Source organism: Streptomyces cinerochromogenes (genome assembly GCF_014648635.1).
Lineage (GTDB): Bacteria > Actinomycetota > Actinomycetes > Streptomycetales > Streptomycetaceae > Streptomyces > Streptomyces cinerochromogenes.
This window is the reverse complement of record NZ_BMRM01000026.1, coordinates 19,502-41,278: the sequence shown is the minus strand read 5'-3', so window position 1 is coordinate 41,278 and position 21,777 is coordinate 19,502. Positions and strand designations below refer to the sequence as shown.

Sequence of the window (21,777 nt, the reverse complement as noted above, 5' to 3'; positions counted from 1 at the left end):
CCCGCCGGCCGCGCCCGCCGGGGTTCGCGGGGCCCGGCGCCCCTTCCCGGCCTCCGGCGAACGTCCGTACGGCTCGGTCGAGTTGACGGAGTCGCCGGCGTGTCCACCGGGACGGCGGGGCACCGGCGGTCAGCCGCCGGGCGCGGCCAGCGGCGGCGGCCGCATGCTCTCCGTCCCGTACGGCGACCGGTCCGGCGGGTCGAACAGCACGGCGATCTTCCCGCACAGGCCGTGCGCCCGGGCGGTGTCCGGGTCGGCCAGGCGGATCCGCAGGTCACGGACGGGTCCGTGCAGCCCGTCCGCCCGCCCGGCGAGTCCCAGCAGCGCCGCGGCCTGCTGGTGGAAGTCCCCGCATTCGCCGTGATCATGCCGGTCGCGGCGCCACAGGACCACCGAGTGCCCGGAGCGCAGCGCGTCCTGCATCGCCGCGTAGCCCTCGCCGCTGCCGACGGGACCGCAGTAGACGGGGACGGACGTGTCGCTCATCGCCGACAGTGCGCCGTAGTACGGGTACTTGCCCCCGGACCCGGCCCCCGGCGGATGCCCCTCGGCGGCGGGCCGGCCGTGCAGCGTCCCGTGCGCCAGCGGCCCGCACCGGACCGCCTTCCAGCGCCGGCGCCACTCCGGGGAGGGCGGCAGGCCGTTGCGCCGGACCTCCCGGATGACGACGGTCCGCCGCATCCCGAGCGGCAGGGACCGCTCGTCCAGGAAGTCGTCGTCCTCGTCGTCCTCGTCGTCCTCGTCGTCCGCGTCGTCCGCGTCGTCCTCTCCGGCGAGGCGGGTGTCGGGCAGCAACTGCCAGTCGTCCACCGGGAGGTCGAACAGCCTGCGGGGCAGGAACACCTCGATCGCGGCGAGATGCTCCCCGTGGTCCCCCTGGCACAGCGCCTGCGCCAGCGGCTCCCGCAGCACCTGCGCCAACTCCTCGGCCCGCACGCCCAGATCGTCCCCGGCGACCGGGGTGACGTCCCGCCCGCCGTAGACCAGCTGCACGCTCCAGGGGTGCCGGCCGTAGGTGGCCGGGCCGACTCTGACGAGGACGTCGGTGCGGGTGTCGGGGAGTGGGACTTCCCCGGACACGGAGGGAGGAGCTTCACCGGATACGGGGAGAGGAGCTTCGTCGGGTACGGGCACAGGGGTGGCCACGGGAGGCGTCACGGTGGCGCCGGCGGCCTGGAGCGGCGCTCGGGCGGGCTCGGTGGGCAACGGCGTCCCCGCGACGCACTCGACGGGAGGGGGCACCTCGACGAGGCCGGCGGGGGCGGGTACGTCGACGGCGCCGTTCACCGCGGGCACGAGGGGCGGTGAGACCCCCGCCGTGCCCTCCAGCAGGGCGCGGATGGCCTCGCCGACGGCCCAGTGCCGGTGACCGGCGGCCTGTCCGGCGATCCAGTCGGCGAAGGCCCGCAGATGCCCCGCGTCCACGTCCGCGGCGGGCTCGCGGGCGGTCCGGCGGGCCACGCGGGCGGCGTAGAGCAGTACGGCGTCCAGGTCGACCAGCGTTCCGCCGCCGCCGGGATCCAGCGTGCGCAGGCCGTACAGCAGCGCGGCGCCCTCGCGCCAGGTCCGCACGTGCGGCAGCACCAGCGCCGGCAGGCGCTCGCCGCGCACCTGTGCCTTGACGTCCTCCACGAGATGGACGACCTCGCCGGCTCCGGCCGGTGGCGGCAGCTGGGCGAGATGGCCGTAGAGCCGGGTGCGCAGTTCGGCGGTGACCGCGGAGCCGGAGGGCGGGTGACCGGGCAGGGCGGCCTGGAAGGCGGTCCAGCCGGGGTACGGCGAGGAGGTGCCGAGGAGGCTCGCGTGATGGAGATCGTGGGCGCGCAGCACCTCGCGGACCGTGCGTCCCGCCTCGCGGGAGTCCAGCAGTTCGTAGAGCGCGGTGACCGGGACGGCGACGCCCTCCTCCCGCCGGCGGCCCTTGATCACGCCGATGACGGAGCCGTGCCGCAGGTCGAGCACCGGCCCGCCGGACAGCCCGCCGACCGGCAGGCTCCCGGCGAGCAGCAGGGCGCGTGCGTCGGATCCGGCCAGCTCGCCGGTGCCGTGCCGGACGCCCAGCTCGCCGGTCTGCACCGACCAGCCGTAGAGCCCGACGGGCGTGCGCGGGGTCGCTTCCCGGTCGCCGAGCCACAGGCAGCGCACGTCGTCGGCGCCGGTCACGCGGACGAGGGCGAGGTCGGGGAAGGGCCAGGGGTCACGCGCCGGCTGCGCGCCCGCGGGCCGGGGCGCGACGACGACGGCGGTCCCGGTGCCGGTGCGCGGCTCCGGGGCGCCGGCGGCGGTGCGCTCCTGCCAGGTCACGCTCAGGGCGCTGTCCCCTCGGCACACCGCGGCTCCCCCCTTTCCCACGACGTGGGCGCAGGTCAACAGCCAACCCGGGGCCACGAAGAACCCCGACCCCCAGTACGAGTCACGGTCCGTTGCATACCCGTCACCCGGCGCGCCGATGCGCGCGAGCGAGGGGCGCACCATCTCGTCGTAGGCGCTCATACGGCGCCGGGGGCAGCGGACCGCGGCGGTACGACACCGCCGCCGGGCTCCGCGGGATCCGTGCCGCCCGCCGCCGTGGCGGGCTCGGTCCAGGTCAGGGACACGGTGAGGGAGGACGTGCCGCCGCCCTCGGCGATGGCACTGACGATCTTGCCGGACTGCGCCGTCAGTTCGATTCCGAAGCTGACGGAGACCTCGACGGGGGCCGGTGTGTCCAGACCGGCGCGCAGGGAGCGCACGACGCCCCCGACCGTGCCGGCCAGTCCGCCCGCCATGTCGATGACCCGGTCGCCGAGTCCGGTGTCCCAGTAGCCGCCCTCGTCCAGCGCCTCCTCCTCGGCGGCACTGATCCTGGCCCAGACGACGGTCCCGTCGTCCAGACGCACCCGTTCGACTCCTCCAGCCATGACGCCCCCGTTCGCCGATGGGAGGAGAAGGCTAACTCCCGGGAAGGGGGAGAGGGAGGGGTCGATACGACAAGGCGACCATCCGCCCAGGACCTACTCGTCGTCCTCGTCGTCGAGCCGCGCGAGCCAGGTCGCCAGCCGCTCCACGGGCACCTCGAAGTCCGGGTTCAGGTCCACGAACGTCCGCAGCTGCTCGGCGAGCCACTCAAAGGTGACCTCTTCCTCGCCACGCCGCTTCTCCAACTCCTCGATACCGCGGTCGGTGAAGTACATAGGGCCACGTCTCCTGCATGAACAACAGCCTGCCAACAACTCCCCCCAGCGTATGCGCCCGCCACCGTGCCCCTGCCCACGGAGGGCAGCCACGCCGCCGGAGCCGCGGGCATTCGTGCCACCGGGACTTCCGGCCACCACCCCCGCGCACACCCCGCCCCACGCCGGCGCATCCCCGAACACCACCTCCCAGCGCCGCACGTCCGGAAGCAGCGCCCGCGCACGAAGCCCTCCCCGCCTCCTCCCCCTCCCCCTCCCCGAACGAGTGTCTTGACTTCACCCATCCGCGATATATCGTGTTTACAGCGGGACGCGATATGGCGTGTCCTCGAGCACCGTGACCGGCCGACCGAGGAGGCCCCATGTCCGAGTGGTCCGTCACCGAACCCCGGAAGCTGACCTTCGACAGCCCCGTCCAAGACCTCCACGTCCGCATCGTCAACGGCACGGTCAACGTGGTCGGCACGGACGACGGCCCCGCCCGCCTGGAGGTCTCGGACCTGGAGGGCCCACCCCTGGTGGTCACCCAACGCGACGGCACCCTCACCGTCGCCTACGAGGACCTCCCCTGGAAGGGCTTCCTCAAGTGGCTCGATCCCAACGGCTGGCGCCGCACCACCGTCGTCTCCCTGGCCGTCCCCACCGGCACCCGCGTGGAGGTGGGCGTCGTCGGCGCCACCGCGGTCCTCTCCGGCATCCGCGGCCCCGCCGCGGTGAAGGGCGTCACCGGCGACACCACCCTCGTCGGCCTCTCGGGCCCCGTCCGCGCGGACACCGTCTCGGGCAACGTGGAGGCCCAGGCGGTCACCGGCGACCTCCACTTCCACTCGATCTCGGGCGACCTCACCGTGGTCGAGGGCTCCGGCACCTCCGTACGCGCCGACTCCGTCAGCGGCTCCATGATCGTCGACCTCGACCCGGACGGCCCCACGGACATCGGCCTCACCAGCGTCTCCGGCGAGATCGCCATCCGCCTCCCGCACCCGGCGGACGCCGAGGTGGAGGCGAACACGGCGAGCGGCACGATCTCCAACGCCTTCGACGGACTGCGGGTACACGGCCGGTGGGGCGCCCACAAGATCACCGGACGCCTCGGCGCGGGCACCGGCAAGCTGCGCGCCACCACCGTCTCCGGCTCGATCGCCCTGCTGCGCCGCCCGCCCCGGGACGACGAGGAGAGCACCCCCGGGGAGACCGGGCACCCGAAGCCCCCGGCCCCCGGCGCACCCCACCCGCCCGGCCGCCCCTCGGCCGCCCCGGGAGACAATTCCGTCTCCGGCCGGAACCCCACCGCCTCCGACGCGACCGCTGCCACCGGCACCCCCGACGCCCCCGGTGCCGGCGGAGCCCCGGCCGACGGCACGACCGACACGAAGGTGCTCTGACATGCCTCCCGTCTTCGCCCACGGCCGCCTCCGCCTGTACCTGCTCAAGCTGCTCGACGAGGCCCCGCGTCACGGCTACGAGGTGATCCGGCTCCTGGAGGAGCGCTTCCAGGGGCTCTACGCCCCCTCGGCCGGCACGGTCTACCCCCGCCTGGCCAAGCTGGAGGCGGAGGGCCTGGTCCGGCACACCACCGAGGGCGGCCGCAAGGTGTACGCCATCACGGACGCCGGCCGCGCCGAACTGGCCGACCGCAGCGGCGAGCTGGCCGACCTGGAGCTGGAGATCCGGGAGTCGGTCGCGGAACTGGCCGCCGAGATAAGGGCCGACGTGCGCGGTGCGGCCGGCGACCTGCGCCGCGAGGTGCGCGCCGCCGCCTCCGAGGCCCGCCGGGGCACGAAGGACACCGGGGGCGAGCCCCCTCACGGGGAGTACGGCGAGCCGGACGACAAGGAGGCCTGGAAGGCCGCCAAGGAGGAGATGCGCCGGGTCAAGCAGGAGTGGAAGGAACAGGCACGGCGCGCGAAGGACGAGAGCCGCCGGGCCCGCGAGGAGGCCCAGCGGGCCCGCCGCCAGGCCCAGGAGGCGCAGGCTCGGGCGCGGGCGCAGGCGCAGGAGGAGATCCAGCGCATCGCCCGCCGCGTCCAGGACCGGGTCCAGGACCACTTCACCCGCGGCGACTGGCCGACCGGCCTCCGCGAGGGCCTGACGGAGCTGGCCAGGGAGTTCGGCGAGTTCGGCAAGGACTTCGGGAAGGATGCCGGGAACAACCTCGGCAAGGAGTCCGGCAGGGACCGGGACTTCGCCCGTCCCGCCGACGAGACCCCCGGCCCCGCCTCAGGCGTTCACTACACCTCGCCCCCGAAGGACTTCCCCGCCGGCTACGAGCCCTCCTGGGCCCACGAGGAGTCCACCGGCGACCCGGCCCGCGATCTGGACCGCCTCCTGGACCGCTTCCGCGACGGCATCCGCGACGCGGCCCGCGACCACGGCGTCACCCCCGCCCAGCTGAGCGAGGCCCGGCAGCACCTGTCCACAGCGGCCGCCCGCATCGCGGCCCTGCTCCACACCCCCGCCCGCTGACCCACCGCCCCCGCCGGCCCGGACCCCGCCCGCCCTCCAGCCGAGCGAGCCGACCGTCCGGACCAACCGCTCACCCCCGCCCACACCGGCTCCGCCCACACCGGCCCCGCCCGCTCACCGTCCTGCCGGGCGAGCCGCCTGGGCGGGTGGGCACACCCTCGTCACCGACTCGAACGTCACCCCGTGGTCGGCCAGCACCTCCCCCGCCACCCCCGGCACCACCGTCAACGCCAGCAGCAGGTGCTCGTCGCCGATACGCCGGTCGTGCCGGGCGAGGGCGACCCGCAGGGACCTCTCCAGCACCTCCTTGGCAGCCCGGCCGAAGGCAGGCCGGCGCCCCTGGAGCCGCCCTCGCCGCTCCAGGTCGCCGGACATCGCACCGGGCCCGTGCGCCTCCTCCACCCGTGCCACGATCTCCGACACATCGATCCCCAGCCCCGCCAGAGCCTCCGTGTCGGCCCGGGTCAGCCCGGCCCGCCGCCGCGCCTCGCGCACGGCCCGTCGTACCGGCTCCCGCTCCCCCGGCTCCGCGAGCCCGAGCGCGGCGAGCGCGAACGAGGCCCGGCTGCCCTCGCCGTCGAGGAGGGCCAGCAGCAGATGCTCGGCGTCGACCGTCCTCGCCCCACCGCTCCACGCCTTCTCGACCGCGCCCGTGACCACCGCCCGGGCGTCCTTGGTGAACCGCTCGAACATCAACGCCTCCCGTACTTCTTGTGCACGGCCTGCCTGCTGACACCCAGCTCCGCGGCGATCTCCTGCCACGACCAGCCCTGATGGCGCGCACTGCGCACCTGTACCGCCTCCAGCTGCTCCAGCAGCCGGCGCAGCGCGGCCACGGCCCGCAGTCCGACCCGCGGATCCCGGTCACCGGCGCGCTCGGCGAGATCGGTTGCCTCACTCATGATGTCAATCTAGGTTGACGCGCCGGATCCGTCAACCAAAGTTGACAGGCAGCGCAAGCGAAAGGCGGGCCCGTGTCCCGGACCCGCCTTTCGGCCCCACTCCCGGTCGAACTCCCGGCCCGGCTCCCGAGGAACCCGGGTCCGGATCGGGCAGGTCAGGAATGGGTGAGCACGATCTTCCCGAACTGCTCCCCGGACGCCAGCCGTTCGAAGCCCTCGCGGGCCCGGTCCAGCGGCAGTTCCTCGTCGATGACGGGCCGCACCCCGGTCGCGGCGCAGAAGGCCAGCAGGTCCTCCAGCTCGTCCTTGGTGCCCATGGTGGAGCCGACCACCTTCAGTTCGAGGAAGAAGATCCGGGTCAGCTCCGCGTGCGAGGGCCGGTCGCCGCTGGTGGCACCGGAGATGACGAGCGTTCCGCCCGGCCGCAGGGACTTCACCGAGTGGGACCAGGTGGCGGCGCCCACGGTCTCGATGACCGCGTCCACCCGCTGCGGCAGCCGCGCCCCGGGCTCCACGGCCTCCACCGCACCCAGCTCCAGGGCCCGCTTCCGCTTGGCCTCGTCCCGGCTGGTGGCGAAGACCCGGAGTCCGGCCGCCTTGCCGAGGATGATCGCGGCCGTCGCGACACCGCCGCCCGCGCCCTGCACGAGGACCGAGTCCCCGGGCCGTACACCGGCGTTGGTGAACAGCATCCGGTACGCGGTCAGCCAGGCGGTCGGCAGGCAGGCGGCCTCGGCGAAGGACAGTTCCTTCGGCTTGGGCAGGACGTTCCACGTCGGCACGGCGACCTGTTCGGCGAAGGTGCCCTGGTAGCGCTCGGTGAGGATGGAGCGCGGCTCGTCGGGGCCGACGCCGTGGCCGGTCTGGCCGATGACGGAGTGCAGGACGACCTCGTTGCCGTCCGCGTCGACCCCGGCGGCGTCGCAGCCGAGGATCATCGGCAGCCGGTCCTCCGGGAGGCCGACGCCCCGCAGGGACCAGAGGTCGTGGTGGTTGAGGGAAGCGGCCCGCACCGTGATGGTGCTCCAGCCGGGACGGGCCTCGGGAGCCGGACGCTCCCCCAACTCGAGGCCGGTGAGCGGCTGGTCGCGGTCGATTCGGGCGGCGTAGACAGCGAACATGGTGCCGACGATAGGTGCACGGTGCAGCCGGCGGAACCAGGGTCCCCTGTGACACATGCCCTCTTGCGCAACGGCACCCGTGCGGCGCAGCACCGCGCCGACGCGCCGGGGAGCGCCTCGCCCTCACCCGTTCGGAGGGCGGCCGGGCAGCAGAACGGCCCCGCCCACAGGGGCGGGGCCGTTCGGCGCGACGTCAGCGACGGGCGACGCCCTCGGCCCGGGCGGCGGCGGCAACCGCGGCGGTGACGGCCGGAGCGACCCGCTCGTCGAACGGCGACGGGATCACGTAGTCGGCGGCGAGGTCGTCGCCGACCACCGCGGCCAGCGCCTCCGCCGCGGCGATCTTCATGCCCTCCGTGATCCGCGTGGCCCTCACCTGGAGCGCGCCCGCGAAGATCCCGGGGAAGGCCAGCACGTTGTTGATCTGGTTCGGGAAGTCCGACCGTCCGGTGGCGACGACCGCCGCGTACTTGTGCGCGACGTCGGGGTGCACCTCCGGGTTCGGGTTGGCCATCGCGAACACGAAGGCGCCCTCGGCCATGGAGGCCACGGCCTCCTCCGGGACCGTACCGCCGGAGACGCCGATGAAGACGTCCGCGCCCGCGAGGGCGTCCTCCAGCGAGCCGGTGAGGCCGGCCTTGTTCGTGAAGCCGGCCAGTTCGCGCTTGACCGGGGTCAGGTCCTCCCGGTCGGCCGACACGACGCCCTTGCGGTCCGCGACCGCCACGTCCCCGATGCCGGCCTCGACCAGCATCTTGGCGATGGCGACACCGGCCGCGCCGGCGCCCGAGATGACGGCCCGCAGCTGCCCGATCTCGCGCCGGCTCAGCCGGGCCGCGTTCCGCAGCGCCGCGAGCGTCACGACGGCCGTGCCGTGCTGGTCGTCGTGGAAGACCGGGATGTCCAGCCGCTCCTGGAGCCGGCGCTCGATCTCGAAGCACCGGGGCGCCGAGATGTCCTCCAGGTTCACTCCGCCGAAGGAGGGAGCGAGCCGGACGACGGTCTCGACGATGTCGTCGACGTCGGTGCAGTCGAGCGCGATCGGCACCGCGTCGACACCGCCGAACTGCTTGAAGAGGATCGCCTTGCCCTCCATCACGGGGAGGGAGGCCTGGGGACCGATGTCCCCGAGTCCGAGCACGGCCGTACCGTCGGTGACGACGGCGACGACGCTCGACTTCCATGTGTAGTCGTTGACCAGCTCCGGCTGTTCCGCGATCGCGGTGCACACGCGAGCGACACCGGGCGTGTACGCGAGGGAAAGGTCGTCCTTGTCACGGACCGGCACGGTGGCCTGCACAGCCATTTTGCCGCCGCGGTGCAGGGCGAACACCGGATCGAAGGAATCGAGGGGCTCGGCCCCGCCGTCCTGGTCCGTCGTGCCGTCGCTGCGAGGATTGACGATCTCCGCTGCCACTTTGTTTTACCCCTTAGGTATGCATGGTTTGAGGGTCGACCACTCCTGGTGAGGGGTGGGCGGGCACCGCGTACGGCTCGATTGCGGATACGTACGAGCTCATACGCGACGGGCGCGCCGCACACGCGCCCTGAGCCCCGGATGAGGGGTGTAAAGAACCTTCTTACCGGACGGACGGTGCCCAGGACGAGTCCATTAGGTGCAAGGTCACATCCAGGAACCGGAAAGCGACACGCGGGTGACGCGCGGCCGACGGGCCGGAACGGCGCGAAAACGCCCAAGGACGACCGATGGGGCCCGGGGGGAAGAGTGACCACATAGTGAGACACGCCGAAGATTTTCCGGCTGGAACGCTGGATTCCCGTAGATGTTCGGCGGTGACGGACCAAGGATGTACCGACCTGATGCGGTTCGGGGGTCACCCGTTATCCGATTTTGACATAGCGACTCGCCTGAATGGCGTAGTCCGAATGGCAAGATGCCGTAAACCCACGAGGTCGCGACACCCGAAGGTGTGTGTTTCCGTCGACCCATCGGCAACTCTTCGCATCCGCCGGAGGAACCACGATGACCGCAAGCTCCACCCGTCGTACGACCGCTGCGCGCTCCCGTCTGGCCGCGGCCGGTGCGATCGCGGTCGCAGGGGCCCTGCTGCTCACCGGCTGCGGTGACCAGACCAAGGACAAGAACAACGACTCCGGCGGCGTGTCCACCAGCAGCGCGCCGCTCGCCGACAAGCTCCCGCAGGAGATCCGGAGCAAGGGCAAGATCCGGGTCGGTTCGGACATCGCCTACGCCCCCGTGGAGTACAAGGACTCCGCCGGCAAGGTCGTCGGCCTGGACCCGGACCTGGCGGAGGCGCTGGGCAAGCAGCTCGGGGTGACCTTCGAGTTCCAGAACGGCACCTTCGACGCCCTGCTCACCGGTCTGCGCTCGGACCGGTACGACATCGCGATGTCGGCGATGACGGACAACAAGAACCGTCAGGAGGGCGTCGACCCCGACACGGGCAAGAAGGTCGGCGAGGGCGTCGACTTCGTCGACTACCTGACCGCCGGTGTCTCGATCTACACCCGCAAGGGCGACACCAGGGGGATCACGACCTGGGACGACCTGTGCGGCAAGAAGCTCGCCGTGCAGCGCGGCACCACCTCGGAGGACCTGGCCAAGCAGCAGGCCAAGAAGTGTCCGAGCGGCAAGAAGCTCGCCATCGAGGCCTTCGACGACAACCAGCAGGCCCAGACCCGGCTGCGCTCGGGCGGCGCGGACGCCGTGTCCGCCGACTTCCCGGTGGCCGCGTACGCGGTGAAGACCTCCGGCGGCGGCAAGGACTTCGAGATCGTCGGCGACCAGGTCGAGGCGGCCCCGTACGGCATCGCGGTCTCCAAGACGGAGACGCAGCTGCGCGACGCCCTCCAGGCCGCGATGGACGCGATCATCAAGAACGGCGAGTACCAGAAGATCCTCGAGAAGTGGGGCGCCCAGGACGGCGCCGTCAAGCAGTCCGTGATCAACGGCGGCAAGTGACCCGCGGCAGCCAGCGGCCACCGAGAGGCAATACCCGTGACTGACATCGACAAGACGGCGGGGCCGAAGGACACGCCCCCGGCCGGCGCGGAGGCCATCAAGGCCATCCCGGTCCGGCACTACGGGCGGTACGTCTCCGCCGTCATCGCGATCGCGCTCTTCGTCGCGATCATCTACGCGTTCGGCCAGGGCAGGATCAACTGGCACGCGGTACCGGACTACTTCTTCGACGACCGGATCATGACCGGTGTGGGCAAGACCCTGCTGCTGACGGTGCTCTCGATGCTGATCGGCATCGTCGGCGGCATCGTGCTCGCGGTGATGCGGCTGTCGAAGAACCCGGTGACCTCGTCCATCTCCTGGTTCTACATCTGGTTCTTCCGCGGCACCCCGGTCCTGGTCCAGCTGTTCCTCTGGTTCAACCTGGGCCTGGTCTTCGAGTACATCAACCTGATGCCGTTCTACAAGGACTACTGGTCGAACTTCATGACGCCGCTGCTGACGGCGCTGCTCGGCCTGGGTCTGAACGAGGCGGCGTACATGGCCGAGATCTGCCGGGCGGGCCTGCTCGCGGTGGACGAGGGCCAGACCGAGGCCGCCCACGCGCTCGGCATGAGCCACGGCAAGACGCTGCGCCGGGTGGTCATCCCGCAGGCGATGCGGGTGATCGTGCCGCCGACGGGCAACGAAGTGATCAACATGCTGAAGACGACCTCGCTCGTGGCGGCCGTCCAGTACCCCGAGCTGTTCCGCTACGCCCAGGACATCGGCCAGAACTCCGGCGCCCCGGTGGAGATGTACTTCCTCGCCGCGGCCTGGTACCTGATCATGACCTCGGTGCTGAGCGTGGGCCAGTACTACATCGAGCGGTACTACGCGCGCGGCTCCAGCCGTCAGCTGCCGCCGACGCCGTGGCAGAAGGTGAAGACGAACATGCTCTCTCTGGGCCGTCCTAGTGGAGGCATGGCATGACCGACAAGCTGGACAAGACGCAGGACACCCCCCGGGGGAGCGGCGTCCCGATGGTCAAGGCGGAGGACGTCCACAAGTCCTTCGGCCACGTCGAGGTGCTCAAGGGCATCGACCTGGAGGTGAAGCCGGGCGAGGTGTTCTGCCTCATCGGCCCCTCCGGCTCCGGCAAGTCGACCTTCCTGCGGTGCATCAACCACCTGGAGAAGATCAACGCCGGACGGCTGTACGTCGACGGCGAACTGGTCGGCTACCGCCAGCAGGGCGAGAAGCTGTACGAGCTGCGCGACCGCGAGGTCGCCATGAAGCGCCGGGACATCGGCATGGTCTTCCAGCGCTTCAACCTGTTCCCGCACATGACGGCCGTGGAGAACGTCATGGAGGCGCCGGTGCAGGTCAAGGGCGTGAACCGGACGCAGGCCCGGGAGCACGCGATGCAGCTGCTGGAGCGCGTGGGCCTGGCCGACCGGGCCGGGCACTACCCCTCCCAGCTCTCCGGTGGCCAGCAGCAGCGCGTGGCGATCGCCCGGGCCCTGGCGATGGAGCCGAAGCTGATGCTGTTCGACGAGCCGACCTCGGCCCTGGACCCGGAGCTGGTCGGTGACGTGCTGGACGTCATGCGGGACCTCGCCGAGTCCGGCATGACCATGGTCGTCGTCACGCACGAGATGGGCTTCGCCCGCGAGGTGGGCGACAGCCTGGTGTTCATGGACGGCGGTGTGGTGGTGGAATCCGGCCACCCGCGGGACGTCCTGACGAACCCGCAGCACGAGCGGACGCAGTCCTTCCTGTCGAAGGTGCTCTGACCGAGCGCGCGCCGGCGCCACGACGACGAAGGGGCGGTACGGCTCTCCGTACCGCCCTTCGTCATGCCGCTTCCGTCATGCCGCGTCCGTCACGCCGCTGCGGTCATGCCGCTCCGGTCACGCCTCTCCCCTCGTGCCGCCAGGGCGGCAGCTGGGGCTCGGATTGCCGTTCTCCTCGCGCCTGCGGGGCTACTTGAGGGCGAGCAGCAGCGTGTCGGAGGGCGAGCACCACACCGGGCGGGCCTCGGCGAACCCCTTGTCGCGCAGGACGCGCGCGTGCCAGGCGGCCGGCGGCATGTCGCCCTCGGCGTGCTCGCCGTAGATCTCGAAGCGGCGGGCGGTCGGCTCGCCGAGGACCGGGTCCTGGGCGGCCAGCTGCCACCAGTCGGTCCAGTCGAGGGCGCCGTCGCGCTTGGCCTGATCCATGCGGGCGTGACGCTGGGCGCGCTCGGCCGCGTTGATCCGGGGCGTGGTGTCATCGATCATGTGGTCCGCGTTCATGAAGACACCACCGTCGCGGACCAGCTCCGCGACCTGACCGTAGAGGGTCGCGAGGGGTTCGCTGTGCAGCCAGTGGAGGGCCGTCGCGGTCAGTACGGCGTCGTACGAGTCGTACGGCAGCTTCGCCGGCCAGTCCGGGTCCTTGAGGTCGGCGGTGACGAGAACGACCCGGTCGTCGCCCTCGAAGGTGCCCTGGGCGATGGCGAGCAGCGCCGGGTCGAGGTCGACGCCGGTGCTGGTGGCCCCGGGGAAGCGGCTCAGCAGCCGGGCGGTGATGCTGCCGGTGCCGCAGGCCAGGTCGAGGACGCGCGGGGCCGTACCGACGAGCGCCTCGACCATGTCGAGCATGATCCGGAAGCGTTCCTCGCGGTCCGGCATGTACCACTCCTGCTGCCGGTCCCAGCTCTCCTGCCAGGCCGCCCAGTCGGTTCCGGCACTCGTGGTCATGGACGTCCGACTCCCCTCGATTCGAGTAATACCCTGGAAGCACGACCGGCTGTTACCCGACCGCAGACCCGACGATAATGCGCCCCCGTAAGGACTACAAGTGGAACTGGCCTATTACTCGGATTACGCCGTACGTCTCGTGAACAGCGAGGAACCGGCCCGGGGCAAGGACACCCTGACCACGGTCGAGGCCGTCCGCGACCTCTTCGGCGACAACGCGTCGGCGGCCCGCCGCGCCACCGACGCGGACGTCACGCGCTTCCGTTCCGTCCGGGCGCGGCTGCGCGGGGTCTTCGAGGCGGCGGACAAGGGCGACGAGACCCTGGCCGTGGACCTGCTGAACTCGCTCCTGCTGGAGTTCCCGGTCAGCCCGCAGATCTCCGGGCACGACTTCCGGGACGAGGACGGCCGCCCCCTGTGGCACATGCACCTGGCCGACCACCCGTCCAACGCCACCGCGGGCTACGCGGCGATCGCGGCGATGGGCCTGGCCTTCCACCTCACCGAGTACGGCGTCGACCGCCTCGGCCTGTGCGAGGCGGCCCCCTGCCGCAACGCCTACCTGGACACCTCCACCAACCGCTCCCGCCGCTACTGCTCGGACCGCTGTGCCACCCGCGCCAACGTCGCCGCCTACCGGGCCCGCAAGCGCCTGGAGGCCGACCGGTCGGGCAGCAGCGGCCTCGCCGCCGAGAGCGCCCAGCGCAGCAGCGTCAGCGGCGAGCGCTGACCGGCCCCGAGCGGCCGGAACCGCAGCCACGCCTTGCCCAGGATCAGCTCCTCGGGCACCACCCCGTAGTCCGTGCTGTCCCCGCCGGCGTACGGGTTGTCCCCGAGCACCCACCAGCCCCCCTCGCGCCGCTCCACGGCCCGCTTGACCACCAGCAGGTCCTGCTGGAACGGATGGCGCAGGACCACGACGTCACCGGGCCTGACCGCACCCCCGTACCGCACCAGCAGCTGGTCGCCGTGGTGCAGCGTGGGCACCATGGACGGCCCCGTCACCTCCGCGATCCCGAAGGGCGCCCCGGCCCTCCCCCGTTCGGTCTCCTGCGACAGCTCCGGCATCCCCGGCACCTCCCCGGTCCGTTCCTCCACCAGTCTCAGTCTCACCCTGGACTTTTGTCCTAAGCCCTAGGGGGCACCCGAGAAATCGCCTTCCTCAGGGAGTAATGTCGCACCTGAGAAGACGATCACGAGGAAGGAATGCTCCATGCTTTCCCGCCTGTTTGCCCCCAAGGTCAAGGTCAGCGCCCACTGCGACCTGCCCTGCGGCGTGTACGACCCGGCCCAGGCCCGCATCGAGGCGGAGTCGGTGAAGGCCGTCCAGGAGAAGATGGCCGGTAACGACGACCCCCACTTCCAGGCACGCGCCACCGTCATCAAGGAGCAGCGCGCGGAGCTGGCGAAGCACCACGTCTCCGTGCTCTGGAGCGACTACTTCAAGGCCCCGCACTTCGAGAAGTACCCGGAGCTGCACCAGCTGGTCAACGACGCCCTGAAGGCCCTGTCGGCCGCCAAGGCGTCCACCGACCCGGCGACGGGCCAGAAGGCCCTGGACTACATCGCCCAGATCGACAAGATCTTCTGGGAGACCAAGAAGGCCTGATCTTCCAGCCGCCTTCTGACCTGCAGGTCCTTTGACCGGCAGCGTCTCCTGCACCGCACCGCACCCGGTCCGCAGGCCGCCGAGCACGGCGTCCACGGCGGCCCGGGTGCGGTTTTTTCCTGTCCGGCCGCACCGGGCCGGCCGGCGCGTCAGCCCCCCGGCGGCAGCAGGGCCCTGAGCCGGGGGACCCTCTCGTCCCCGGGGTCGGCCGTGGTGAGCCAGGTGCGGGCGTGGGCCGCGTACGCCCGGGTCTGGGCGGGGCTCGGGTCGGGGCGGCTCAGGGCGGTCAGGAGGACGTCGCCGGCGTAGTAGTGGGTGTCTTGGGCGGCGAGCCAGTCCAGGGTGAGGGTGGCCGTCGTGGGGCCGGGGTGGCCGTCGGCCGGGTTCAGGTCGTGCCGGGCGAGGAGCGGTTGCAGGATGCGGCCGGCCTGGGAGGAGGTGATCCGGCCCGCCAGCCACGTCCGCGCCCGTGCCGCCGCCTGCGCGGCCCGGCCGGTGTCGAGGTCGGGCCGAGCCAGCAGGGCGCGCAGCAGGACCCGTCGCCGGTGCAGGGTGGGGTCGGCGGCGAGCAGCTCCAGGGCCCGGTCCACCAGCCGGTCGGCCTGGTCGCCGCGGATGTCCCGCCGCCACAGGGCGTACGGCAGCAGCGCCTGGGCCGCGCTCTCGTCCTCCAGGCGGGCCAGGACGTGGTCGGCGATGGCGGCGCCCTGCTCGGGGGGCAGCGGGCCCAGCTGGGCGAGCGACGCGAGGCGACGCTGGTCCAGTTCCTCCGGGCTCGCCGCCGCACGCAGCAGGGCGACTTCGGCGGCCAGGCGGCGCTGGTCGGCGTCGAGTCCGCGCTGGGCCAGCAGGGGCCAGACGACCAGCTTGGCCTCCCGGGTGTCGCGGTGGGTCTCCAGCCACCGCACCGCGAGCGCGACGAGCCGGCCCGCGCGGTCCGGATCCGGGTCCGGGTCCTTGCGGGCGAGCAGCGGGCCGAGGACGTACGCGGCATTGGCGGCGCCGCCGTGGTCACCGGCCGACCAGGCCAGGGCGAAGGCCGCGGCCCGGTCGTCCCCGTCCTCGCCCGCGTGCGGGAGGACGGCGCCGAGGACGAACCGCGCCACCTGCTCGGTGTGGCGCGGTTCGAGCCAGTCCAGGGCGACGCCGACGGCCTTCCTGGTCTGCTCCGCGGGGAGGTCTCTTTTGGTGAGCAGGGACTTGAGCACGAACGAGACGGCTTCGGACGCGGCGTCGTCCGTCGCGTGGCGGTCGAGCCAGTCCAGGGCGTACCGGGCGGCCTCCTCGGCCCGCTCCCCGCGGAGCACAATGTGGCTGAGCAGGGAGCTCAGGACGTAGGAGGCCTTCCTGGTGGTGTGGTGGTCCTCCAGCCAGTCGAGGGCGAACGCGCAGGCGAGCCGCGCGTGCTGGTACGGCTCCTCGCTGGGCAGGCCGAGCAGCGCCGAGAGCACCGGGCGGGCCTGCTCTCTCTCGCCGTGGACACCGAGCCAGGCGAGGGCCCATTCACTGACGTAGCCCCTCGTCCCCCGCGGGAGGGAGCGCTGGTCGAGCAGGGGCCAGACGACATAGGCGGCCCGCTCGGACGTGCCGTGGTCGTCCCGGTCCAGCCAGACGAGGGCGTGCTCCACCGCGCTGGTGGTCCAGGCGGTGTCCCAGGCGGGATGCCGGGTCTGCTCCCGGCCGCACAGCACCAGCAGCGGACCGAGCACGAAGGACGCGTCCGGGGCCGTGTCGTTGCTCCGCAGCCATCGCAGGGCGCAGTCCACCGCCCGGGCGGCGGCGTCGGCCGACAGGTCCGAGTGATCGAGCACCTGCCGCAGGACGAAGCTGGCGATCGGGTCCGTCCCACGGGCCCCGAGCCAGGTCAGCGCCCGTTCGATCGCGCGTGTGCGCCGTGGCGTGTCCACCTCCGTCCGTACGAGCAGGGACGGCAGGACGTACGACGCCATCCGCTCCTCCGGGTGGGCGGCGAGCCACTGGTGGGCCAGGTCGACGACGCGGAGGAGCCGGTCCCCGCCCAGGTGCGGCAGGTCCCGCAGGGTGAGGACGGTCCGCAGCACGTGGGCCGTGGCCGCCACGGGAAGGTACCGGCGGATGCCGGCCAGGCCCAGGTCGAGGACGCGTTCCCGCACGGCCGGGGCGAGGTCGTCCCGGTCGAGCAGCGCCGCGAAGACGGGCCGGTGGCGCGGCGCGACACCGTGGGTGGCGAGCCACTCGACCGCCTCGGCCACGGCCGCGGTGCGCACGGGGTCCGGCAGACCGTTCGCGCGGACCAGGGACTCGGCGACAGCGCGGGCGTCGGGCGCGTCGCGGTTGCGGCGCAGCCACGCCACGGCCGCGGTGGCCAGCGGCTCGGGGACGGCGTCGGCCGTGTTGCGGATCGCGGCGGCGAACAGGTTGCGTACGAGGTGCGGGGCCTCCCGTTCGGCGGCCCGCAGCCACGGCGCCACCAGCCGGTCCCACGCGGCGGCGGCACCGGACTGCCAGGGCGGACCGGTCAGCAGGGTCAGCAGGGTGGCGCCGGCCTCGACCCGTTCCGCGGCGGCGCTCAGCCGTTCGCCGAGGGTCGTGGCGTGCGCGTCGAGCCAGCCGTCGCAGACGGTCCGGACCTGGGCCCGCCGCCCCTCGTCGAGGTCGGTCACCCATCGGCGCAGGTGGCCCGCGGCCAGGTGCAGGGTGCGGGTGCTGACGAGGAAGGCCGAGAGCAGTTCCTGGACCGTCTCGGCCCGGAACCAGTCGTCCCGGAAGCAGGCCTGGCGCAGGTAGTCGTCGGTGACGACGTCGTGCATGACGTCGATCTCGCCGCTCTCGCCGTCGGGCAGAACCAGCCATCCCCGGTCCAGCAGGCCGTCGATCACTCCCTTGGCGCCCGTGGCGAGGGCGGGGCCGTCGTGGTGGTCCAGGAGGTACCGGACGGCGTCCTGCACGGCCTGGCGGTCCTGAGGGCAGGCCGCCGCCGCCACGGCCGAGGCGAGCCGCGTCGTCTCGGCCTCGCCGGGGAGGGTGGCGAGGTCCGCCTCCGCGCGCTGCCGGGTCCACACCGTCAGCGGGGCGTACTCGTGCCGCCCGGCGCCGTTCTGAAGCTGCTGCAGCGTGGCGCCCTCGCGCACGGCCGACTGGATCTCCTGGCCCCGCATCAGCACCACGGCCGGTACGGGCCGCCGCCCGCACAGCGCCGCGACGTTTCGTCTGCCGTACTGGTCCACCGCGCCGCCGGCGACTCTGTCCAGGATCCGCTCTGCGACGGCCTGCTGGTGGTCCGGGTCCTGGCACACCTCCTGCGGCGGGTCGAAGACGCGGTGCCACTCCGGATTCTGCCGCTCCACGGCGGGGAGCGCGCCCGGACGCACGGAGGCCACGCAGGCGACCCGCGTGCCCGGTGCCTCCCACTCCGCCAGGTACTCCAGGTCGTTGGCGAGGTGCGTCAGGTTCAGCTCCGCGTAGGTGTCGAGGTAGTCGAAGACGAACAGCACCTTCCTGCCGGGCACCCCGCGCACCACGTCGACGAGGTCCTCGGCCGTGACCGCGGCGCCCACGCCGGCGTGGAACACGGACCAGCCCTCCCCGTCGGCCCGGGCCGCGACCTCGAAGCAGGTGCGGGTCTTGCCGGTGCCCGCCTGGCCGACGAGCATGACACCGCGCACGGCCCGCGGGGTACCGCCCGACAGCCGGCTCCACAGCTGGTGCGGGTCGGCCGGGTGCCTCCCGCCCCGGGGCCGTACGAAGAGCAGCTGGTCGTCCGTCAGGTACTTCTTGCCGTGGACGCTGCGGGCGAGCACCTGGGCGTGCGGACGGACGCCGCGCGGGAGCCGCCGGGGACCTGCCGCCTGCGGCACCACGTCCGGCAGGTCGGCGTGGCGCAGGCTCTGGCGGAGCAGGGCCTCCAGGTCGCGGAGCAGGGCCTCGCCGCCCTCTGCCGCGCTGCCGTCCCCGCTGTCACGGCCGAGCAGTTCGGCCCACCGGCCGACGTGCCCGGCGTCCAGCCGCCCCGGCCCCTCCCAGGCGTGGTGCTGCCCGATGACACCGACGATCCGGCCACCGCTGAACACGGCGGCGCCGGACATGCCCTCCCAGGGCGACTGCGCGGAGCCGGGACCGGCCGGCGGGACCGGGACGTTCAGCTCCAGGGTCCCGCCGCGGCTGTTGGACAGCGGTGCGCAGGTCGTGTCGTGCAGGTGCGCGGCATCGCGGTACCTGCCGGCCGGGTCGTCGCGCATCTTGTAGAGCGGGTAGCCGACCGCGCTGCACGGCAGCGGCCGGTCGTGCTCGCCGACCCGGCCCAGCGGCGTGGGCGCCACCTCGATCCGCGCGCGGTCGGGCGCCACCAGGGTGAGCACGGCGATGTCGATGCCGTCGTGCCGCCACCTCACGTTGGCCGTGAACTCCCGCCCCTCGGGCCGGTCGGAGGGCAGCCGGACGCGTACCCGGGTCACGTCGCGCACGACGTGCGCCGCGGTCAGGACCGTGGCCGCCGCGACGAGGTAGCCCGAACCGCGGGAGGCGCTGCTCCGCTCACCGTCGCCCGGCCCGCCGTCCGGCGGCTCCACGATGATCTGGGCGACCCGTTCCTTCTGGAGCCCGACGCCGCCGGCCGCGCCGCCCGCCGAGACGCCCGTCAACGCTCACCGGGGAGCGCGGTGCCGGATATCAGCGTCCTGGTGGGAGTACCGTCCGCCGCGACGACCTTGGGGTGCAGGGTGAGCGTGATCCGCTGCGTCGTGGCCCCGGCGAGCCTGCCCTCGGTCTCCGCCGTGACGACCCAGAAGCGCACCTTGCCGCCCGCGCCCGCCTCGCGCTCCACGGCGACGGTCGTCTCTATCTCCACCGGCCCCAGCTCGAACCGGAGGGGATCGCCCTCGCCGTCCCTGATGGCGGCGTTCAACTCGTGCCGCAGCGTGCGGATCATGTCGGACAGGTCGATCATGCGTCCCCCTCGACGGCCCTGGACCCGGCGACAGCCCGTGACGGCCGGCCCTCTTCGAGGATACTGAGCATTCGGGCCGGAGGTGCCGAACTGTCGCACCCTGCCCGGTCCTTGCTCTCCGTCCGCCGCCCTCGCTGCCTCCCCGGGCGAGCGGGGCGGTCCGCGGCCCGGACATCCGGAGGCAACCGCTCCGTCGAACGCGGGGACCGTGGTGTGCGGTCCTGTGCGAGGCTGGGGGGATGACCGCACTGGAGGACCTGAGACGGCTGCGCCGGGTGCGCGACCGGATGGACCGTGAGTACGCCGAGCCGCTCGACATGACCGAGCTGGCCCGTGACGCGCTGATGTCGCCGGGGCACTTCCAGCGCAGCTTCCGCAAGGCGTTCGGGGAGACGCCGTACAGCCATCTGATGACCCGCCGGGTCGAGCGGGCCAAGACGCTGCTGCGCCGGGGCGATCTCACCGTGACCGAGGTGTGCCTCGCCGTCGGCTGCACCTCGCTCGGCTCCTTCAGCTCCCGGTTCACCGAGCTGGTCGGGGAGACGCCGAGCGCCTACCGCGCCCGCGACCACGAGGAGAGCGCCGCCATCCCGCCCTGCGTGGCCCGCCGGCTGACCCGGCCGCGCCGCCGCCCGTACTGAGGCGCGACGCGCCCGCCGGTCCTAGGGTGGGTCCATGGACGTGAAACTCGCGCAGTGTTTCCTCGCCGTGGACGACCACGACAAGGCCATCGCCTTCTACCGCGATGTACTGGGCCTGGAGGTGCGCAACGACGTGGGCTTCGAGGGGATGCGCTGGGTGACCATGGGCTCCCCCCTCCAGCCGGACGTGGAGATCGTCCTGGAGCCGCCGGACGCGAGCCCGGACGCCTCCCCCGCGGACAAGCAGGCGCTCAACGAACTCCTCGCCAAGGGCCTGCTGCGCGGGGTCATCTTCACCACGCCCGACTGCGACGCGCTCTACGAGCGGGTGCGGGAATCCGGCGCCGACGTCCTCCAGGAGCCGATGGACCAGCCGTACGGGGTCCGCGACTGCGCCTTCCGGGACCCGGCGGGCAACCAGCTCCGCTTCCTGGAGCGGCCGGCGGGCTGACATCACCTTCCTGGAGCGGCCGGCGGGCTGACATCCCTGCGGCCGCCGTGATGTGCCCAACTACACTCCCCGGATGAGGATCCGCTGGACCTACGCCTTCGCCGACCGCCCCGCCGCGCGTCTCGCCGACGCGTGCGCCTTCTGGACGGCCGCCACCGGCACCCGGCTGTCCGCGTTCCGCGGCGACGGCGGCGAGTTCGTGACGCTGCTGCCCGAGGGCGCGGACCCGGGCGTGAAGCTCCAGGGCGTCACCGGGGGCGAGGGCGGCGCCCACCTCGACCTGTGCACCGACGACGTACGGGAGTTGACCGCGCTCGCCCGGCACCTGGGCGCCGAACCGGTGGCCGACCACGGCGACTGGGCCGTACTGCGCTCCCCCGGCGGGCAGCTGTTCTGCTCCGTCCCCTGGCACGGGGAGGCGGTACGGCCGCCGGTGGTGTCCGGCAGCCGCCTGGACCAGGTGTGCCTCGACATCCCGCCGTCCCGGTACGACGCCGAGTCCGCGTTCTGGGCCCGGCTGACCGGGTGGGACCTGCGGGCGGGCTCCCGGCCGGAGTTCGCCGTGCTGCGACCGCCGGCGGGCCTGCCGCACCGGCTGCTGCTCCAGCGGCTGGACGAGGAGCGCCCGGCCTCGGCGCACCTGGACGTCGCCTGCGCGGACATCGCCGCGGTCCGCGCCCGGCACGAGGAACTGGGCGCCCTCGCCGTACGGGAGGGCGCGCACTGGACGGTGATGCGCGACCCGGCCGGCGGCACGTACTGCCTGACCGGCCGCGACCCGAAGACGGGCGGCCTGCCGGCCGGCGCCGGATAGGTCATCCCC

At 73.0% G+C, this 21,777-nt stretch carries 21 protein-coding genes; 10 read left to right on the top strand and 11 right to left on the bottom strand.

Annotation, left to right across the window (positions count from 1 at the left end; all coding sequences use genetic code 11):
• Window positions 1-129: 129 nt before the first annotated feature.
• The 3 genes from IEZ20_RS35620 to IEZ20_RS35610 form a co-directional block, all read right to left on the bottom strand.
• Window positions 130-2,493, bottom strand: a complete 2,364-nt coding sequence (locus IEZ20_RS35620; RefSeq protein WP_229896428.1) for a VMAP-C domain-containing protein — start codon at window positions 2,491-2,493, stop codon at window positions 130-132.
• Complete coding sequence (locus IEZ20_RS35615; protein ID WP_229896427.1) at window positions 2,490-2,900, bottom strand: CU044_2847 family protein; 411 nt, start codon at window positions 2,898-2,900, stop codon at window positions 2,490-2,492. The genes IEZ20_RS35620 and IEZ20_RS35615 overlap by 4 nt, the downstream gene beginning before the upstream one ends.
• Window positions 2,901-2,993: 93 nt before the next feature.
• Window positions 2,994-3,173 (bottom strand): DUF6104 family protein, encoded by a 180-nt coding sequence (locus IEZ20_RS35610; protein WP_003992906.1) that lies wholly within the window; start codon window positions 3,171-3,173, stop codon window positions 2,994-2,996.
• Between the two features lie 362 nt (window positions 3,174-3,535).
• Between IEZ20_RS35610 and IEZ20_RS35605 the strand changes: the two genes are divergently transcribed.
• Window positions 3,536-4,558 carry a DUF4097 family beta strand repeat-containing protein gene (locus IEZ20_RS35605; RefSeq protein ID WP_189306509.1) on the top strand — a complete coding sequence of 341 codons (1,023 nt, stop codon included), beginning with the start codon at window positions 3,536-3,538 and terminating at the stop codon, window positions 4,556-4,558.
• Between the two features lies 1 nt (window position 4,559).
• Window positions 4,560-5,639: a PadR family transcriptional regulator gene (locus IEZ20_RS35600; protein WP_189306507.1), complete on the top strand. Its 1,080-nt coding sequence runs from the start codon at window positions 4,560-4,562 to the stop codon at window positions 5,637-5,639.
• Between the two features lie 114 nt (window positions 5,640-5,753).
• Here IEZ20_RS35600 and IEZ20_RS35595 read toward each other — a convergent pair whose 3' ends face one another.
• From IEZ20_RS35595 to IEZ20_RS35580, 4 genes are all read right to left on the bottom strand, one after another.
• The gene (locus tag IEZ20_RS35595) at window positions 5,754-6,332 is read right to left on the bottom strand and encodes a Clp protease N-terminal domain-containing protein (RefSeq protein ID WP_189306505.1); all 579 of its coding nucleotides are present in this window, start codon (window positions 6,330-6,332) and stop codon (window positions 5,754-5,756) included.
• The gene (locus IEZ20_RS35590) at window positions 6,332-6,541 is read right to left on the bottom strand and encodes a helix-turn-helix domain-containing protein (protein ID WP_189306503.1); all 210 of its coding nucleotides are present in this window, start codon (window positions 6,539-6,541) and stop codon (window positions 6,332-6,334) included. The genes IEZ20_RS35595 and IEZ20_RS35590 overlap by 1 nt, the downstream gene beginning before the upstream one ends.
• A gap of 155 nt (window positions 6,542-6,696) precedes the next feature.
• Complete coding sequence (locus IEZ20_RS35585; RefSeq protein ID WP_189306501.1) at window positions 6,697-7,662, bottom strand: zinc-binding dehydrogenase; 966 nt, start codon at window positions 7,660-7,662, stop codon at window positions 6,697-6,699.
• Window positions 7,663-7,855: 193 nt separating this feature from the next.
• A complete protein-coding gene (locus tag IEZ20_RS35580; protein WP_189306499.1) occupies window positions 7,856-9,079 on the bottom strand; it encodes an NAD(P)-dependent malic enzyme in 1,224 nt (407 codons plus the stop codon).
• A gap of 567 nt (window positions 9,080-9,646) precedes the next feature.
• On the opposite strand from IEZ20_RS35580, the gene IEZ20_RS35575 reads away from it, so the two are divergent.
• From IEZ20_RS35575 to IEZ20_RS35565, 3 genes are read left to right on the top strand one after another with little or no spacing between them, the layout of a single operon-like run.
• Window positions 9,647-10,606: an ABC transporter substrate-binding protein gene (locus IEZ20_RS35575; protein WP_189306497.1), complete on the top strand. Its 960-nt coding sequence runs from the start codon at window positions 9,647-9,649 to the stop codon at window positions 10,604-10,606.
• A 36-nt stretch (window positions 10,607-10,642) separates the two neighbouring features.
• Window positions 10,643-11,578, top strand: coding sequence for an amino acid ABC transporter permease (locus IEZ20_RS35570; RefSeq protein ID WP_189306495.1), 936 nt, complete (start codon window positions 10,643-10,645; stop codon window positions 11,576-11,578).
• A 50-nt stretch (window positions 11,579-11,628) separates the two neighbouring features.
• Window positions 11,629-12,381, top strand: coding sequence for an amino acid ABC transporter ATP-binding protein (locus tag IEZ20_RS35565; protein ID WP_189306625.1), 753 nt, complete (start codon window positions 11,629-11,631; stop codon window positions 12,379-12,381).
• 189 nt (window positions 12,382-12,570) lie between these two features.
• Here IEZ20_RS35565 and IEZ20_RS35560 read toward each other — a convergent pair whose 3' ends face one another.
• A complete protein-coding gene (locus IEZ20_RS35560; protein ID WP_189306493.1) occupies window positions 12,571-13,329 on the bottom strand; it encodes a class I SAM-dependent methyltransferase in 759 nt (252 codons plus the stop codon).
• Between the two features lie 100 nt (window positions 13,330-13,429).
• Here IEZ20_RS35560 and IEZ20_RS35555 point away from each other — a divergent pair, with 100 nt between their 5' ends.
• Window positions 13,430-14,059, top strand: coding sequence for a CGNR zinc finger domain-containing protein (locus tag IEZ20_RS35555; RefSeq protein ID WP_189306491.1), 630 nt, complete (start codon window positions 13,430-13,432; stop codon window positions 14,057-14,059).
• Here IEZ20_RS35555 and sodX read toward each other — a convergent pair.
• A complete protein-coding gene (gene sodX, locus IEZ20_RS35550; protein ID WP_189306622.1) occupies window positions 13,963-14,397 on the bottom strand; it encodes a nickel-type superoxide dismutase maturation protease in 435 nt (144 codons plus the stop codon). The genes IEZ20_RS35555 and sodX overlap by 97 nt on opposite strands.
• A gap of 145 nt (window positions 14,398-14,542) precedes the next feature.
• Between sodX and sodN the strand changes: the two genes are divergently transcribed.
• Entirely contained in the window at window positions 14,543-14,938 is a 396-nt protein-coding gene (gene sodN, locus IEZ20_RS35545; RefSeq protein WP_030339082.1) for a superoxide dismutase, Ni, read from the top strand.
• 149 nt (window positions 14,939-15,087) lie between these two features.
• Here the strand turns inward: sodN and IEZ20_RS35540 are convergent, their stop codons facing one another.
• Together IEZ20_RS35540 and IEZ20_RS35535 are read right to left on the bottom strand one after the other, a co-directional pair.
• Window positions 15,088-19,557 (bottom strand): trypsin-like peptidase domain-containing protein, encoded by a 4,470-nt coding sequence (locus tag IEZ20_RS35540; protein WP_189306489.1) that lies wholly within the window; start codon window positions 19,555-19,557, stop codon window positions 15,088-15,090.
• Window positions 19,554-19,862, bottom strand: a complete 309-nt coding sequence (locus tag IEZ20_RS35535; RefSeq protein WP_189306487.1) for a trypco2 family protein — start codon at window positions 19,860-19,862, stop codon at window positions 19,554-19,556. Before IEZ20_RS35535 ends, IEZ20_RS35540 begins: the two co-directional genes overlap by 4 nt.
• Window positions 19,863-20,101: 239 nt before the next feature.
• Here IEZ20_RS35535 and IEZ20_RS35530 point away from each other — a divergent pair, with 239 nt between their 5' ends.
• The 3 genes from IEZ20_RS35530 to IEZ20_RS35520 all read left to right on the top strand — a co-directional run bounded on the left by IEZ20_RS35530 (window position 20,102) and on the right by IEZ20_RS35520 (window position 21,768).
• Complete coding sequence (locus IEZ20_RS35530) at window positions 20,102-20,503, top strand: helix-turn-helix transcriptional regulator (RefSeq protein ID WP_189306485.1); 402 nt, start codon at window positions 20,102-20,104, stop codon at window positions 20,501-20,503.
• Window positions 20,504-20,537: 34 nt separating this feature from the next.
• Window positions 20,538-20,954: a VOC family protein gene (locus IEZ20_RS35525; RefSeq protein ID WP_189306483.1), complete on the top strand. Its 417-nt coding sequence runs from the start codon at window positions 20,538-20,540 to the stop codon at window positions 20,952-20,954.
• 73 nt (window positions 20,955-21,027) lie between these two features.
• Entirely contained in the window at window positions 21,028-21,768 is a 741-nt protein-coding gene (locus IEZ20_RS35520) for a VOC family protein (protein ID WP_189306481.1), read from the top strand.
• Window positions 21,769-21,777: the final 9 nt, after the last annotated feature.